General features: G+C 68.7%; 16 protein-coding genes. 9 read left to right on the top strand and 7 right to left on the bottom strand.

The annotated features are described in order from the left end of the window. Positions 1-27: 27 nt before the first annotated feature. Entirely contained in the window at positions 28-1,662 is a 1,635-nt protein-coding gene (locus tag VES41_RS22395; RefSeq protein ID WP_324821644.1) for an arylsulfatase, read from the bottom strand. A 143-nt stretch (positions 1,663-1,805) separates the two neighbouring features. Beyond that, positions 1,806-2,351, bottom strand: a complete 546-nt coding sequence (locus VES41_RS22400) for a MarR family winged helix-turn-helix transcriptional regulator (RefSeq protein WP_324821646.1) — start codon at positions 2,349-2,351, stop codon at positions 1,806-1,808. Between the two features lie 281 nt (positions 2,352-2,632). Between VES41_RS22400 and VES41_RS22405 the strand changes: the two genes are divergently transcribed. The 4 genes from VES41_RS22405 to VES41_RS22420 all read left to right on the top strand — a co-directional run bounded on the left by VES41_RS22405 (position 2,633) and on the right by VES41_RS22420 (position 7,143). After that, positions 2,633-4,810 (top strand): TonB-dependent siderophore receptor, encoded by a 2,178-nt coding sequence (locus VES41_RS22405; RefSeq protein WP_324821648.1) that lies wholly within the window; start codon positions 2,633-2,635, stop codon positions 4,808-4,810. Between the two features lie 91 nt (positions 4,811-4,901). Continuing rightward, a complete protein-coding gene (locus VES41_RS22410) occupies positions 4,902-5,168 on the top strand; it encodes a DUF3649 domain-containing protein (protein WP_324821650.1) in 267 nt (88 codons plus the stop codon). Further along, a complete protein-coding gene (locus VES41_RS22415) occupies positions 5,165-6,862 on the top strand; it encodes a PepSY-associated TM helix domain-containing protein (protein ID WP_324821652.1) in 1,698 nt (565 codons plus the stop codon). Before VES41_RS22410 ends, VES41_RS22415 begins: the two co-directional genes overlap by 4 nt. Continuing rightward, on the top strand, positions 6,859-7,143 hold the full coding sequence (locus VES41_RS22420) for a DUF3325 domain-containing protein (protein WP_324821654.1): 285 nt from the start codon (positions 6,859-6,861) through the stop codon (positions 7,141-7,143). The genes VES41_RS22415 and VES41_RS22420 overlap by 4 nt, the downstream gene beginning before the upstream one ends. Positions 7,144-7,176: 33 nt before the next feature. Here VES41_RS22420 and VES41_RS22425 read toward each other — a convergent pair whose 3' ends face one another. Together VES41_RS22425 and VES41_RS22430 are read right to left on the bottom strand one after the other, a co-directional pair. Beyond that, a complete protein-coding gene (locus VES41_RS22425) occupies positions 7,177-8,154 on the bottom strand; it encodes a tripartite tricarboxylate transporter substrate binding protein (protein WP_324821656.1) in 978 nt (325 codons plus the stop codon). A gap of 36 nt (positions 8,155-8,190) precedes the next feature. Then, positions 8,191-9,711 (bottom strand): amidase, encoded by a 1,521-nt coding sequence (locus VES41_RS22430; RefSeq protein ID WP_324821657.1) that lies wholly within the window; start codon positions 9,709-9,711, stop codon positions 8,191-8,193. A 115-nt stretch (positions 9,712-9,826) separates the two neighbouring features. On the opposite strand from VES41_RS22430, the gene VES41_RS22435 reads away from it, so the two are divergent. From VES41_RS22435 to VES41_RS22445, 3 genes are read left to right on the top strand one after another with little or no spacing between them, the layout of a single operon-like run. After that, positions 9,827-10,744, top strand: coding sequence for a LysR family transcriptional regulator (locus VES41_RS22435; RefSeq protein WP_324821660.1), 918 nt, complete (start codon positions 9,827-9,829; stop codon positions 10,742-10,744). 22 nt (positions 10,745-10,766) lie between these two features. After that, entirely contained in the window at positions 10,767-11,417 is a 651-nt protein-coding gene (gene alkB, locus VES41_RS22440) for a DNA oxidative demethylase AlkB (RefSeq protein WP_324821662.1), read from the top strand. Positions 11,418-11,469: 52 nt separating this feature from the next. Then, a complete protein-coding gene (locus VES41_RS22445; protein ID WP_324821664.1) occupies positions 11,470-11,859 on the top strand; it encodes a DUF1161 domain-containing protein in 390 nt (129 codons plus the stop codon). Positions 11,860-11,880: 21 nt separating this feature from the next. On the opposite strand, the gene VES41_RS22450 is transcribed toward VES41_RS22445, so the two are convergent. After that, positions 11,881-12,492 (bottom strand): DUF2325 domain-containing protein, encoded by a 612-nt coding sequence (locus VES41_RS22450; RefSeq protein WP_324821666.1) that lies wholly within the window; start codon positions 12,490-12,492, stop codon positions 11,881-11,883. 238 nt (positions 12,493-12,730) lie between these two features. Between VES41_RS22450 and VES41_RS22455 the strand changes: the two genes are divergently transcribed. Together VES41_RS22455 and VES41_RS22460 are read left to right on the top strand one after the other, a co-directional pair. Then, the gene (locus VES41_RS22455) at positions 12,731-13,738 is read left to right on the top strand and encodes a Bug family tripartite tricarboxylate transporter substrate binding protein (RefSeq protein ID WP_324821668.1); all 1,008 of its coding nucleotides are present in this window, start codon (positions 12,731-12,733) and stop codon (positions 13,736-13,738) included. 13 nt (positions 13,739-13,751) lie between these two features. Then, positions 13,752-13,892 (top strand): hypothetical protein, encoded by a 141-nt coding sequence (locus VES41_RS22460; RefSeq protein ID WP_324821670.1) that lies wholly within the window; start codon positions 13,752-13,754, stop codon positions 13,890-13,892. 7 nt (positions 13,893-13,899) lie between these two features. On the opposite strand, the gene VES41_RS22465 is transcribed toward VES41_RS22460, so the two are convergent. Then, a complete protein-coding gene (locus VES41_RS22465) occupies positions 13,900-14,475 on the bottom strand; it encodes a hypothetical protein (RefSeq protein ID WP_324821672.1) in 576 nt (191 codons plus the stop codon). 2 nt (positions 14,476-14,477) lie between these two features. Continuing rightward, positions 14,478-15,749 carry an alpha/beta hydrolase family protein gene (locus VES41_RS22470; protein WP_324821674.1) on the bottom strand — a complete coding sequence of 424 codons (1,272 nt, stop codon included), beginning with the start codon at positions 15,747-15,749 and terminating at the stop codon, positions 14,478-14,480. Between the last annotated feature and the right edge of the window lie 53 nt (positions 15,750-15,802).

The raw sequence follows: 15,802 nt of genomic DNA on the forward strand, positions 1-15,802 counted from the left end.
CCTCCCCCAAACCGATGCCTCGCCGGCCTACCTGCCGCCCATCGAGGCTTCGATCGTCTTCTGCACCTTCTCCAGGTTGAACGAACCCGGCGTCTGGCTTGGCGGGTAGTCCTTCATGGTCTGCAGGAAGCGCGCGGCATACGCCTGCATCGGGGCGATCAGGTAGACGCGCGACAGGAACCAGTCGTTGTAGGTGTTGGAGCTATGCTGCGATTTCTCGAACGGGTCGCGCCGGAGATTGAACAGCAAAGGCACCCGCAGTTCGACGAACGGCTCGCGCCACACGCCGAAGCCCTCGCCCCGGTTCTCCAGGAACACGGTCTTCCAGTCGTCGTAGCGGATGGCAACCACCTGCCCGTCGTCATTGACGTACATGAACTCGTGGCGCGGCGACTCCGTGGCCTTGCCCGTCAGGTAGTCGAGCTGGTTGTAGCCGTCAATGTAGTTCTTGTAGCTGCGTCCGTTCAGGTCCACGCCCTTGGCCAACTTGTCCTTGATCTGCGGATCGCCGCCGATGGCGGCGAAGGTCGGCAGCCAGTCCTCGTGCGCCACGATGCCGTTGAGCGTCTTGCCGGCCGGGAAGTGGTCGGGCCAGCGCACGAACGCGGGCACGCGGTAGGCGCCTTCCCAGTTGGAGTTCTTCTCGCTGCGGAACGGCGTGGTGCCGGCGTCAGGCCAGGTGTTGTAGTGCGGGCCGTTGTCGGTCGAGTACATCACGACGGTGTCCTTGGCGACGCCCAGGTCGTCCAGCAGCTTGAGCAGCTGCCCGACCATGGCGTCGTGCTCGATCATGCCGTCGGTGTATTCGTCATTGCCCTTGTGCCGGTTGGCCTGCTTGACGTGCGTGCGGAAGTGCATGCGCGTGGCGTTCCACCACGTGAAGAACGGCTTGCCGGCCTTGACCTGCCGGTCGATGAAGTCCTTGGCGGCCGCGAGCGTCTCCTCGTCGATCGTCTCCATGCGCTTCTTGGTCAGCGGGCCGGTGTCCTCGCACTTGCCATCGGCCTTGCACTTGAGCACGCCGCGCGGACCGAAGACGTCCTCGAACTTCTTGCCGTTGGCCATGACCTTGCCGGCCGGATAGTCCTCGTTCTCGGGCTCCTCCTCTGCATTGAGGTGGTACAGGTTGCCCACGAACTCGTCGAAGCCATGCTGCGTGGGCAGATGCTCGTCGCGGTCGCCCTGGTGGTTCTTGCCGAACTGCCCGGTGGCATAGCCCAGGCTCTTGAGCACGGTGGCCATGGTCACGTCGGTCTTCTGCCAGCCTTCCTTGGCGCCGGGCAGGCCCACCTTGGTCATGCCCGTACGCACCGGCACGTTGCCGCCGATGAAGGCGGCACGGCCCGCCGTGCAGGACTGCTGGCCGTAGTAGTCGGTGAAGGACAGGCCCTCGTCGGCGATGCGGTCGATGTTGGGCGTGGTGTAGCCCATCATCCCGCGGTTGTTGTGGCTGATGTTCCAGGTGCCGATGTCGTCACCCCAGATGACCAGGATGTTCGGCTTCTTGCCACCGGCCGGCGCAGGCTGCGCGGGCGATGCCGCCGGCGCGGGTGCCGGGGCAGGTGTCGCCGGTTTGACCTGGCCTTGAACCTGGGCCACCGCGCTGAGCGTGGCCGCCAAAAATGCCGACGCAGTCAGCAATCCTCTCCAACGGATCCTCATTGATCTTCTCCTTTTCCGTTCTTCGAACCAGGCGGCACATGCAAGGAACTGCAAGGCCACCGGAACGCGCGAGCTTACCCGCGTCGAATGACAGGAGGTCGGTGCTTTCGATGCGCCTACATCGTTTGCGCTATGGCCGGCGATCAGTCGGCAACGGGTTCGGCGGAGCGGTCCTGTGCCAGATCGGCTTGCGCAAGCAACGTACGGACCTGCCCCAGCAGGTCGGTCAGGCGGGCCCTGTCGGCCGGCAGCATGTCGGCGAACAATGAGACCACCCAGGATTCGTGAACCGTGGCGACGCTTTCGAACATGGCCCGGCCTTCGGGCGTCAGGCGCACCAGGTAGGACCGGCGGTCCTGCGGGTCGAGTGCGCGCGAGACCCAGCCTTCCTTCTGCAACTCGCGCGTCAGCCCGGTCACGTTGCCGCCGGTCACCATCAGGTAGTTCGACAGCGCACGCATGCTGACCCCTTCGGGATGGCGATAGGCCTGCGCCATGTAGTCGAAGCGCGCCAGCGACATGCCGAACTCCGCGCGCAGCCGGCGCCGCAGCACCGACTGGATCTCCATGTTGCAGGACATCATCCGCAGCCACAGGCGCAGCGACTGGTGCGCCTCCTCCGTGACGCGGGCTTCGAAACCGAGCGATTCGCGTTCCTGCTCGGGGCGGCGGTGAAATCCTCTGGGCATGCGGTCAACGGCCTGTGTGGTTTCGTGATCGTGGTGGGAGGGCGGGCCTGTCGTTGCAGGACGGTTGCCCTTGTTACCGGCGCTGAAGATAACAGCGAGCGCGTCGGTGGATGCCCCGTCACGCCGCGGTGCGAGAGTTGCCCGGCGACGCGATCGGCGCGCGGCAAGGACTATGGGCCTGAAAACAGTGTGTCAAAGCGCCGACTTATGTATCGGCTCGTTTACACTTTGCCAATGCGAGTCGTTCGCAGTTGCATTTACATTCCCCAGACAACCTCCCAATGCCGCAGACCTTCCTTCGTCGCCCTGACGCGTCCCGTTCCGTCCTCACCCCGATCGCTGCGCTTGCGCGCCACCTGGTGCACGCCGGCCTCGTGCTGGGCGCGGCCGGCGCCGCCGCGCAAGGCATCGAGACCGCCGGAACATTGCGCGAGGTGGTGGTCTCCGGCGAGGCCGAAGGCCTCCCGGCGCCGTATGCCGGCGGCCAGATGGCGCGTGGCAGCAGCCTGGGCATACTGGGCACGACCGACACGATGAGTTCGCCGTTCAGCAGCACGAGCTTCACCGAGCAGTTGATCCAGGACGAGCAGGCCCGCACCATCGGCGACGTGCTGATCAACGACGCGTCGGTGCGCTCGACGACGGCGGCTGGCGGATTCAGCGAGGACATTCAGGTCCGCGGTTTCACACTTGCCAACGGCGACATCGGCCTGAACGGCCTGTACGGCCTCACGTCCTCCACGTCCAACCGCGTGCCCGCCGAGATCGTGGAACGCGTCGACGTGCTCAAGGGACCCGGCACGCTGATCAACGGCATTCCGCCCGGCGGCAGCATCGGCGGCAGCATCAACGTGCTCACAAAGCGCGCCGGCGACGAACCGCTCACACGCGTCGGGCTGGGCTACCTGAGCGATTCGCAGTTCGGCACCACCGTGGACATCGGCCGCCGCTTCGGCCAGGACAACGCCTGGGGCATCCGCGTCAATGGCGCCTTTCGGGACGGCGAAGCCAGCATCGACAACGGCAACCAGCAGGTCGGGCTCGGCGCGGTCGCGCTGGACTACCGCGGCAGTCGCGTGCGCTGGTCGCTCGACGCGTTCACGCAACGGGAGGACACCGACAACTTCCGTCCGCAGATCGGATTCCAGCCGACCCTGACGGCGCTGCCCGAGCCGCCCGACTCGCGCATGAGTTGGTTCCCGGACACGACGCTGAAGATGGAAGACAACGTAGTGGCCTCGCGCCTGGAAGTCGACATCAGCGACCACCTGACCGCGTGGGCTGGCATCGGCTATCGGGACGGCTCCGCCGACCAGATGTTCCCCACCACCAGCGTCTCGATGGATGCGCTTGGCAACTTCACGGTGCGCAACAGCTTCTACGACTCCTACAGCAAGTCGACCAGCGCGGATATCGGGCTGCGCGCGAGATTCGCCACCGGCAGCGTCGGGCACAACCTGTCGTTGAGTGCATCCAACCTGGACCAGGAACAGGGCAACGCCTACGTCACCTCGTCCGGGGTTGCGCGCTCGAGCATCTACAACCCCGCGGCACTGCCATTGGTGACAGCCGCCCGCAATGACCCGCGCAAGGCGTCGGAAGCGCAGAACTACAGCATTGCCGTGGCCGATACGCTGTCGTTCGCGCAAGACCGCCTGCTGCTCACCGTGGGCCTGCGCGACCAGACCGTCGAGCTGAACAACTTCAGCACCACCACCGGCGCGCAGACCTCCACGTACAAGGAAAGCGCCGTCTCGCCTCTGGCCGGCGTGGTGTTCAAGGCCACGGGCAACATCTCCGTGTACGGCAACTACACCGAAGGCCTGACCCGTGGCGCCACCGCGCCAGCGACCGCCGCCAATGCCGGCGAAGTGTTCGCGCCGTTCAAGTCGCAGCAGTACGAAGCCGGCGTCAAGTTCGACTGGGGTTCGTTCATGACCACCGCGAGCCTGTTCCAGATCTCGCGCCCCAACAGCATGACCGACCCGGCGACAAACCTCTACAGCTTCGACGGCGAGCAGCGAAACCGCGGTCTGGAACTTGCGGGCTACGGGGAGCCGGTCCGTGGCCTGCGCCTGATGGGCGGCCTCACATTCAACGACGCCAAGGTCACCCGCGCAGCCCAGTACCAAGGCAACGACGCCTATGGCGTACCGGACGCCAATGTCAGCCTTGGCGCCGACTGGGACGTGCCGGGCGTGCAGGGCCTGGCGCTCAACGGCCGCATCATCTATACCGGCTCGTCCTATGCGAGCAACGCCAATACCATTTCCCTGCCCAGCTGGACGCGCTACGACATCGGCGCGCGCTACCGCACGAACGTCGGCGGCAAGGGCCTGGTGCTGCGCGCCGGCATCGAGAACCTGACCGACGAGAACGTCTGGCTCGTGAGCGGCAACAACTACCTGACGGTGAGCGCGCCGCGCACGTTCGTGCTGAGCGCCACCATGGACTTCTGAATAGGACTCTCGCCATGACAATCCACCTCCCGCCCGACCCCACCGCCTCGTCAGGCCGGTGATCGCGCTGCCGGTCCGGGCCCGGCGCGTGGTGCCCCTCGTTTCCCGCATCGTCGCCGCAATCCTTGGTGGTTACGCGCTGGCGGCTCTCGCCAGCGTGGCGGCGCTGGCCTTGCCGATCGCCCGGCCGCAGGCCGTGCTGACCGGCATGCTGGCGAGCTTCGCCCTCTACGCGGGCGCCGTGATCTGGGTGTTCGCCGTTCGCAGCGCGACCCGTGCCTGGGTCGGCTTGCTGATGGCCGCCGCCGTGCTGATGCCGGCCGCCTGGGTGGCGTGGCACGCCGGAGGCTCGGCATGAGCGAAAAGCGCGCGGAGAGCGCAGCGCCGAAGCCGCGCGGCATCCGCCAGACCATGTCCGACCTGCACATCTGGGCCGGGCTGCTGCTCGGCTGGATGCTCTACGCCATGTTCCTCACCGGCACGGTGAGCTACTTCAAGAACGAGATCTCGCAATGGGCACGGCCCGAGCTGGCGCATCAGGCGTCGGTGCCCGATCCGGCCGATGTCGCGCAGCGCGTGGCCGGCGAGCTCGGGCGGCTCGCCGCGGGCAGCAGCCAGTGGAGCATCGGATTGCCCAGCGCGCGCGAGAACACGGCAGAGGCCTTCTGGCGGCTGGCCTCCGCGCAACCGGGACAGCGCCGCTTCGGGCAGGCCACCTTCGACCCGGCCACCGGCCACAAGGTGACGGCGCGCGACACCACGGGCGGCGAGTTCTTCTATCGCTTCCACTTCCAGTTCCACTACATGCCCGTGCTGTGGGGGCGCTGGCTTGCAGGACTGGCAGCCATGTTCATGCTGGTGGCCATCGTCAGCGGGGTGATCACGCACAAGAAGATCTTCACGGACTTCTTCACCTTCCGCTGGGCCAAGGGCCAGCGCTCGTGGCTGGACGCGCACAACGCGCTGTCGGTCTTCGGGCTGCCGTTCCATCTGATGATCACCTACACCGGCCTGGTGACGCTGATGGCGCTGTACATGCCGTACGGCGAGCGGCTGGCCTTCAAGACGCCGCAGGAACGCCAGCAACTCACGCGAGAGCTCAATGCGTTCATCCAGCCGGGCAAGCCAAGCGGCCGCGCGGCCGAATTGGCGCCGGTGGCCGACATGGTCCGCCAAGCACAGGCGCTCTGGGGCCGCGACAACATCGCGCGCGTGACCATCACGCTGCCGGGCGACGCCGCCTCGCGGGTGGCGGTGGCCCGCGGCGAAGAAGGCCGCGCCTCGATGAGTCCGCAGTACCTCCTGTTCGAGGGCAGCAGCGGCAGGCTCCTCGAGACGCATGACAGCGTCGGCCCCGCGGCCGAGACCCGCGGCGTGATGTATGCGCTGCACCTGGGCCGCTTCGGCGACACGGTCACGCGCTGGCTCTACTTCCTGGTCAGCCTGGCCGGTACCGCGATGGTGGGCACCGGACTGGTGATGTGGACGGTCAAGCGCCGCAGGAAGCTGCCCGACCCGGCGCGACCGCACCTGGGCTTTCGCCTGGTCGAGCGCCTGAACATCGCGACCATTGCGGGGCTGTCGATCGCCATGGCGACGTTCCTGTGGAGCAACCGCCTGCTGCCGGGCACGCTGGCGCAGCGCGGCGAATGGGAGATCCACGCATTCTTCATCGCCTGGGCGCTGGCACTGGCGCACGCCGTGCTGCGGCCGCCGCGCCGCGCCTGGATCGAGTTGCTGTGGGTCGGCGCCGCCATGCTGGCGCTGCTGCCGGTGCTGAACATGCTGACCACCGACCGGCCGCTGTGGCGCAGCATCGCCGAAGGCGACTGGGTGTTCGCCGGCATGGACCTGGTGCTCTGGGCGCTGGCCGCGCTGCACGTGAAGCTGGCGCTGCGCACGGCGCGCCACAAGGCCCCGGTGCCGCGCGGCGCCCAGTCGCCACGCACGAAGGCGCCGGCCCCCGCAGGTGAGCGGACTGTGCCGTCCGTGCCCCGGACGACGTTCGACGCCACGCATGGCGCCACGCCTTCGCAGGACGCCTTGCGATGAGTCACCTCGCGATCTTCCTGCCGTCGCTGCTGGGCTTCTCGGCCCTGGCGCTGGCCATGGAGCGGCACCAGGAGAGCGTGTTCGATCGCGCCCTGCCCGCTTCCCTGACGCGCGTCCTGCGCAACCTCGGCTGGGCCGCGCTGCTGGCCGCCCTTGCGGTGGCGGTCGAGACGCAGGGCTGGGGCCTGGGCCTGGTCAGCTACAGCGGCCACACCAGCGCGAGCGCCGGGCTGGTGTTCGGCCTGCTCATTGCCTGGCAACGGCGACGCTCGGCGCGATAGGCCCGGACCCGCGCCCGCCTTGCGGTCGACCCGCTACTCTGCGCGGATGTCGGCACGCGCCGCCACGACGCGCATCTGCGGCAACTCGCGCTCGACACGCGCCTGCAGCGCCGCGCCGTCGCCCCAGTTCGGCGTGAGCCCGACGTCGACGAGCTTGCGGCGCATGGCCGGGTCGGCCATCACCTGCGCCAGGGCCTTTTCGAGCCTTTGCCGCACGGGCGCGGGCATTCCGGCGGGGCCGACGAGGGCGAACCAGGTGCTCATGTCAAAGCCCGGATAGCCGCTCTCGGCCACGGTGGGCACCTGCGGCAGCAGCTTGAGCCGGTGTGCGCCCAGCGCCGCGATCGGCTTGATCTTGCCGGATCTGATCAACGGCGTGGCGGCGACCACCGTGTCCACGGCAACCTGCACCTGTCCGCCCATGAGCGCATTCAGACTGGGCGAGCTGCCGTTGAACGGAACATGCAGCAGCCGCATGCCCGTGGTGTTCTTGAGCATCTCGCCCCCGAAGTGCACCGACGACCCGACCCCGACCGAACCGTAGGAATACCTGTCCGGCGCCGACTTGACCTGTGCCACCAGTTCCGCGAGCGTACGGCTGGGCACCTGGTTGTTGGCCACCAGCAGCAACCCCATGTCGGCCACGAGGCCCAGCGGCGTGAACGCCATCGGATCGTATGGCAGCGCTTCGCGAATGACCGGGTTCAGCGCGAGCGTGGTACTGCTGGCGAGCAGGAGCGTGTAACCGTCGGCCGGCGCCTTGGCCACCAGCGCGGCGCCCACCACGGTGCTGGCGCCGGGGCGGTTCTCGACGATCATCGGCTGGCCCAGCTTTTCACTGAAGGCGACGGCAAGGTGGCGCCCCAGAATGTCCGTGGCGCCGCCCGGCGCGTACGGCACGATCAGCTTGATCGGGCGATCCGGATAGTGCTGCGCGAAGGCGCCGGGCGCGGCAATTGCCAGGACGCCGGCCAGCAGGCTCGACAGGAAGCGGGAACGGGACAAGGCCATGAACGGAAATCTCCTCGAAAGCTCGGTGGTGGGAAGTCAGGTGGGCGTCTGGCCCGCAGGGCGGTCCAGGAGCGGACTGCGCGCGCGTGCGTGTCCGCTGGCCAGGTCATAGGCGTGGCCGAGTTGCAGCACGGCAAGATCGCCTTGCGCCGGCCCCAGGATCTGCAAGCCTGCGGGCAATCCCTGCGGCCCGAAGCCGGCCGGCACGGCCAGCGCCGGCAGCCCCGCCATCGTCGCGGGCACGACGGCCTGCATCCAGCGGTGATAGGTGTCCATGGCCGTTCCGCCCACCGACCGGGGCCAGGCCAGCCGGGCATCGAACGGGAACACCTGGGCAGCGGGCAGCACGAGGAAGTCGAAGCGCTCGAACAGTTCGCGCAGACATTGGTACCAGGCCGAGCGCACGCGGGTTGCGTCATACACCTGCATCGCGGTCAGCGCGCGGCCGCGCTCGATCTCCCAGACCGCCTCGGGCTTGAGCTGCGCGCGCGTGCTGGGGTCATCGCAAAGGGCGCCGTTGGCGCCGGCCACGCCGTAGCTGCGCAGGTCGATCCAGGCGCGCCACAGGCGCTCGAGGTCGAAGGAAGGAACAACCTCGTCCACCGTGCAGCCGATGTCCCGGAACGCGCCCAGTGCCGCGCGACACGTGTCGAGCAGGCCCGGCTCCACCGGCAGGTGTCCGCCCAGGTCGCCGAGCCAGCCGATGCGCAGGCCGCGCGGGTCGCGTGACAGCGCCCCGGCCCAGTCCTGCGCACCTTCGCTGCGGCGCGTGAGCGGCAATCGGGCATCGAAGCCTGCCTGCACCGACAGCAGCAGTGCCAGATCTGGAATGTTGCGCGCCATCGGGCCAGCCACGCTGAACTGCTGGAAGAACACCTCGTCGGCCGGGCCGTGCGGCACGCAACCCGGCGAGGTGCGAAAGCCATAGACGTTGTTGAAGGCGGCCGGTGTGCGCAGCGAACCCATCATGTCCGTGCCGTCGGCCACGGGCAGCATGCGCAAGGCCACGGCCACGCCCGCGCCACCGCTGCTGCCCCCGGCAGAGCGCGTCGGGTCGAAGGCATTGCGGGTCGGACCGTAGACGGGGTTGTAGGTATGGCCGCCGAGCCCGAACTCGGGCGAGTTGCTGCGCGCGACGAACAATGCGCCGGCCGCGCGCATGCGCTCGAAGATCACCGCGTCGGTGCGCGTGACCTGGCCGGCGAAGATCGGCGAACCGCGGGTGGTCACCATGCCTGCCGCCGGCATGATGTCCTTGGGGGCCTGAGGAAATCCGTGCAACGGGCCGAGCCGTTCCCCGCGTTGCATCTGCTTGTCGAGCGCCCGCGCCCGAGCGCGCAGGGCGTCGGGGTCGGCCGGTGCGACCAGGGCGTTGACGATCGGGTTGAGCCGGTCGATCTGCGCCTGGAAGGCTTCGAGCACTTCCACGCACGACAGCTCCCGCGCCTGGATCGCCTGCGACAGGCGCGTCGCGGTCAACTCGACGATGTCGTCGGCAGTTTCCGCCTGTGGGCGTGCGACTGCGGCGGGCGCGACGGCGACGACGCGCAGGTCCATGACTTTCCTTGAGATGTGTGACAGAAAGGCAAGGATAGGAAAGTGAATGCGTTTTGACTATCGCCGAGTTGTTGATCTATCGTTGCGTTTTTCGCAAACCTCGCCGCGACACGCCATGCTCTCCTACCGCCTGCAGGACACTGCGCTGCGCTACTTCCTCGAAGTCGTGCGAGGCGGCTCGGTCACCGAGGCCGCGACGCGCCTGAACGTTTCGCCCTCGGCGGTCAGCCGCCAGGTGGCGGCGCTGGAGGACATGCTGGGCCTGCCGCTGTTCGAGCGGCGCCCCCGCGGCATGGTGCCGAGCCCGGCGGGCGAGTTGCTCGCCGCGCACGCCCGGCGCGGAGCCCTGGAAGCCGATCGCGTGGTAGCCGACATCCAGGCGCTGCAGGGACTGCGCCGGGGACGCGTGCGGGTGTGCAGTTCCGGCGGCTTCGCCGTCGAATTCCTGCCCCGCGCGATCGCCTTGTTCACCGCGCAGCATCCGGGCATGCAGATCCATCTGCGCGCCGCCGCGCCGGCCGCGGTGACGCAGGCCGTGCTCGACGGCGATACCGACATCGGCCTGACCTACAGCCGCACGGCTGAGCGCGACATCGAGGTGCAGCACCGGCAGGTGTCACCGGTGATCGCCGTGATGCGGCCGGACCACCCGCTGGCGCACCTGCACAGCGTCACGCTCGCGCAGATGCACCCGCATCCGATTGCCCTGCCCGAGGCCGACAACACGGCCCGGCAGTTGTTCGATATCGCCTGCAGCCATCGCCGGCTGGTGTTCGAGCCGGTCATGGTCAGCAGCCAGTTCGAGGCGCTGTTGAACTTCGTGCGCCACGGCGGCGGCCTGTCGATCGGCGGCGAAGTCACGGTGCGCGAGCGCATCCGCCGCGGCGAACTGCATGCGGCAACCTTGCGCGAGCGCGCCGTGAGCGGGCGCACCCTGGAGGTCCAGACCCTCGCCGGCCGGACGCTGCCCGAAGGCGTGCGCGCGTTCGTCGATCACCTGGGGGCATTGCTGTCGCCGGCAACATCGCCATGATGCTGCGCATGGATGGCTCCGCATGACGACGCTCGACCTGTTTGCGCCTGCCTCGCCGGACGCGCCAGAGCGCCTGGGGCCCGGCGCATTCCTTCTGCGCGGCTTCGCCCTGCCCTGCGCAGACGTGCTGCTGGCAGCGATTGCCGGCATCGAGGCGCAGGCGCCGTTCCGCCACATGGTGACCCCCGGTGGGTTCACGATGTCGGTGGCACTGACCAATTGCGGCGCGCTCGGCTGGACCAGCGATCGCCGCGGCTATCGCTATGCGCCCACCGATCCGGACAGCGGCCGGCCGTGGCCCGCGATGCCCGAGGTCTTCAGCCGGCTGGCGCGCGACGCGGCCGCGGCCGCCGGCTTCGACGCCTTCGCGCCGGACGCCTGCCTGATCAACCGCTACCTGCCGGGCGCGCGCCTGTCGCTGCACCAGGACCGCGACGAACGCGACCTCGGCGCGCCCGTCGTCTCGGTGTCGCTGGGCATGACGGCCACCTTCCTCTGGGGCGGCAGCAGCCGCGCGGCGCGGGCACTTCGACTGCCGCTGCTCCACGGCGACGTCGTGGTCTGGGGCGGCGCAGACCGCCTTCGCTTCCATGGCGTGCTGCCGCTGGCCGATGCGCCGCACCCGGCGCTCGGCGCCCAGCGCATCAACTTCACCTTTCGCAAGGCAGGTTGAATGGACGATGATGGGCTCCGCTCAGGCCCGGATTGAAAGGAGGAACCGCCTCATGCCCCGCAAGACACTCCCGACCCGTCACCGCTCTCCCGCCGCATGGCTCGTGCCGCTGCTCTGTGCGCTGGCCGGCGCGGCGCATGCGCAACCGAGCAACTGCGAAGACCTGCGCGCGCAGATCGAGGCGAAGATCGGCGCCGCCGGCGTCAGTGCGTTCACGGTCACGGTGATCGATGCGAACGCGCCGGCCGATGGCCAGGTCGTCGGCACCTGCGCCCAGGGCACGCGCCAGATCGTCTATACGCGCACCGGCGCGCCGACGGGCAGTGCGTCGCCCGATCCCGCGACACCGGCCCCGCCGCCGGCCCCGCGCAAGCGCGAGGCCCCGATCATCACCGAATGCAAGGACGGCAGCACGTCCGTCGGCGGCACCTGTCCGAAGTAGTGCGCCAAGGCGCCGGGCCGCTCAGGCGTGCGACGCCGGCGCCGGCGCAGCGGTGGCCGCAGAAGCCCGCTCGGCATCGTCGGGCGCCCGGTGGATGCGCACGATGCGCAGGGCGTCGGGCTGCTCGACCAGCACGCAGGCCTTGCCGGTGCGCCTGCAAAGGTCCTGCACGCGCCAATAGGCGCCGTGGCTCAGGCAGCCGGTCTGGCAGATGACCAGGTCGGCAGTGCGCAGCGTGGCCTCCAGCCCTTCGCCGTCGTCGACCGGCGGGACGGCCGCGTCCGCCTGGGCGACCATCGGGCGAGCCTTGTGCCACTCCCAGCGCAGCCGCTCGCGCAGGAGTTCCTGGATGCGCGAGACCAGCACGTTCACATGCCGCGCCAGCTTGACGCGGCCTGGCAGCCCGGGGATGGCCTGCTCCAGCGCCGCGCGGTCTTCACGCGCCCAGGCCAGGGCGGTGTCGCGCTGGATCAACTGGGCACGCTGGCGAAAGGCCTGGGCACGCAGGCGATCGATCTCGCGCGCCTGCGCGCTCAACTGCTCCCCGCATCGCGCCTGCACGCGGCCATGCTCGCGCAGCAGTGCGCAATGCTCGCGCAGCAGCTGATCGAAGTCCTGTTCGGCAACTTTCATGGCGTTGGCTCCTCGGCGGTGGCAGGCAACGCCCGGCATGGCGTCGCGGCACGGAAAGCCTCATTCTAAATGAGATTCATTCGCATTTGAAAGGCGAGGCGATCTCACGGCTGAATCTCGTCATGTCCGGGTTATTCCGGACGATGGTTGCTTTGAACAATCGCCCCAGACGTCACCAGAATGGCCGACAGCCGCAGCGCCGCTGGCGGCCACATCGAATGACCACCGGAGACTTCCCATGACGCCCCACTCTTTTCGAGCGCGCTGGCAGCCCACCCGCCGCATCGCCGCACTTGCGGTCGCCGCTGGCCTCGTCGCCGCCGCCCTGCCCGCCGCCCATGCGCAGGCACAGCCGCAACTCGACACCCCGCTGCGGATCGTGGTCGGCTACGCACCCGGCGGCGCCACCGACCGCGTGGCACGCATCGTTGGCGACAAGCTGGCCGCGCGCCTGGGCGTGCCCGTGGTGGTGGACAACAAGCCCGGCGCAGGCGGGCGGCTCGCGGCGCAGCAAGTGAAGGCGACGCCGCCCAACCAGAACGTGCTGATGCTGGCGAACCCGGCGGTGATGATCGTCGCGCCTCTGGTCTTCAAGGACAACAACTACGACCCCGAGCGCGACTTCGTGCCGGTGTCGCACGTCAGCGACTACGACTTCGCGCTCGCCGTGTCGCCCACGCTGCCGGTGCGCGAGCTGAGCCACCTGCTCGCCTGGATGCGCGCCAACCCGACGCAGGCCAACGTCGGCGTGCCTGCCACCGGCAGCCTGCCGCACTTCTTCGCACTGATGGTCGGCGAGAAGGCCAACGTGCAGACGCAAGTGATCGGCTACCGCGGCTCGGCTCCGCTGATCAACGACCTGCTGGGCGGCCAGGTGCCGGTGGCAGTCGACACCGCCGACGGCATGCTGCCGCAGCATGACGCCGGCAAGCTGCGCATCCTCGCCCTGTCGGGCGAGCAGCGCTCGCCCTTCGCGCCCAAGATCCCGACCTTCAAGGAAGCCGGCCTCGACCTGGCGGCCAGCGGCTGGAACACCTTCTTCGCACCGGCGAGCATGCCCAAGGACAAGGTCGAACGGCTGGCCGTCGCGATTCGCGCCGTGATGCAGGACCCGGAGACGACGCAACGCTTCAAGGATTCGCAGATGACGCCGGTGGTCAGCAGCCAGGCGCAGACCGTCGCGATGCTGAAGGCCTACCGCGCGCAGTGGGCGCCGGTGGTGCAGAAGTCCGGTTACCAGCCCTGAAGACGCACAAGACATGGCCACGCAAACCAGGCGCCCGAACATCATCTTCATCGTGGCCGATGACCTCGGCCATGCCGACCTTGGCTGCTACGGCGGACGCGACGCCGTCTTCGGGCCGGTGTCGCCGGTGCTGCACGCGATGTCGCGCGCGTGAGCCGGCGTCATCGCGCGGCTCCGATGTCGCTGCCCGTGCGCTGGTCACGCGCTCGCTGGACGTATGACTTGGTGAACCACGCCGCCGCGGCGAGGGCGATCACGCTCGACCAGACGGCGATGCGCATCGGCGTCTCCGGACGCAGCACCATCAGCAGGTCCGCCGCGACCAGCACTGCGAACGCCAGCGCCCAGGCTCCCGACAGGACGCTGTTGGCATGCACGAAGCGCGCGCTGGCGGCGACTTCCGCGCTCACGCGGCGGCGAGCATGGTGCAGCGTGAATGGCCGCCTGGCCACGATGCTGCCGACGACGATCAGCAGAAGACCGCCGTCGATCCACAGCCGCACGCGCCAGAGCGACCAGGCCTCGCCGCCGTTCCTGAACGCCAGGCCGGCGAGCAGCGTGAACATCACCGCGCTGCCTGCTTCGAGGATGCTGACCTCGCCTCGCCCCTTGAGCCGATCGAAAACCAGCAAGACGATCGATAGCAAGGCGCCGACGACCAGCCCTGGCACGATGCCGAGCAGGTTCTCGATCACCACGAAGCCGATGAACGGTGCGAATCCCAACAGTGCACCCATGATCAGCTTCTCGCTTTTGCTGCAAAAACCTCATCCATCCATCCGCACGCTTCCTGCACCAGGCGCACGCGGGCGTTGACCTGGCAGTGGCCGTCGGCGCCGCTGGCCGCGTCGAGGAAGACGAACTCCTTGCGCGACGAGTGAATCTGCTCGTGCCAGCGGCGCGCCTGCGCGGCGAACACCGGTGAATCGCCGCCGCCAAGGACCGACAGGAACGGCAGCGTCACCTTCGCAGCATCGGCCCGCGCCGGTTCCCAGCGCGCGACGAAGGCTTGCGGCGTGGCCGCACCGGCCTTCCAGAGCATCGTCTGCCAGCTGCGCAGCGTCGCGCTGCTCGGCGCCTTCGCCTCGGCGCCACCCGCGAGCGCGGCACGCACGCTGGCACCGAACAGTTCGCCCGGCGCCGGGAACGGTGTGGTCGCGATCACCGTCGCCAAGCGTGGCTCCAGGCCGGCCGCGCGGGTCGCGAAGTAGCCCCCGAGGCTGCAGCCGACCAGCGCGATGCGGCCGGCGCGCGCACCGAAGCGCTGGATCAGCGTGTCCACCACCGCCGCGATCGGGCGCTCCGGTTCAATCTCCCAGTACAGGCCATCGGCCGCTGTGATGCCTTGCCCCGGCAGGTCGGCGATCGCGACAGAGTAGCCGCGCTCCCAGAACGCGCGGCCGTACGACAGGAACAGGTCCTCGAAGCAGGTGTCGGCGCCGCCGATCAACAGCACGACCGGCGCATCGGCCGCGGCGTTGCGCAGGAACAGGCCCGGCAACGCCTTGCCCTGGTACGGCACCTGGAACAGTGTCGCGGGCAATGCCAGTTCATTCATCGCAGTCGCGAAAGCCTTCTGATGCTGGCGGTACAGCCGCGTGAACGACTCGCCGCCCGGCTCGGCGAACTGCCATGCGGAGCGATAGCTCGCAAAGGCCTTTAGACGTGCCTCGCCGGCGGCCCGGCGCCAACCGCGCTTCGCCCAGGTGGTCGCTTGTGCGTCCTGGACGTCGCCGTAGGTACCGAACGAGGCGACCCAGCTGTCGGCGTCGCCGTCGACGATCGTCGAGGCGGCGTGGAACGCCTGGCCGATGTCCAGACCACCGGCCGGGCCCCAGCTCAATGCGGACATGAAGAACAGATCCATGTTGGGGTCGTCGAAGCGGTACTTGATGGCCAGGCGCTGGTCCGGGCGCGCGCCAGTGGGCGCGGCGGGCGCGGCGGGCGCGGCCAAGGTTTGGGTGACGCCAGCGACGGCACTGGCGGCGATCACGAAATTTCTGCGGATCATCGAGGTCTCCTGTGCAAGAGCCGTCATAATATGAGTCATGCTCACGTTAGTAA

Source organism: Variovorax sp., from assembly GCF_035634955.1.
Taxonomy (GTDB): Bacteria; Pseudomonadota; Gammaproteobacteria; order Burkholderiales; family Burkholderiaceae_C; genus Variovorax.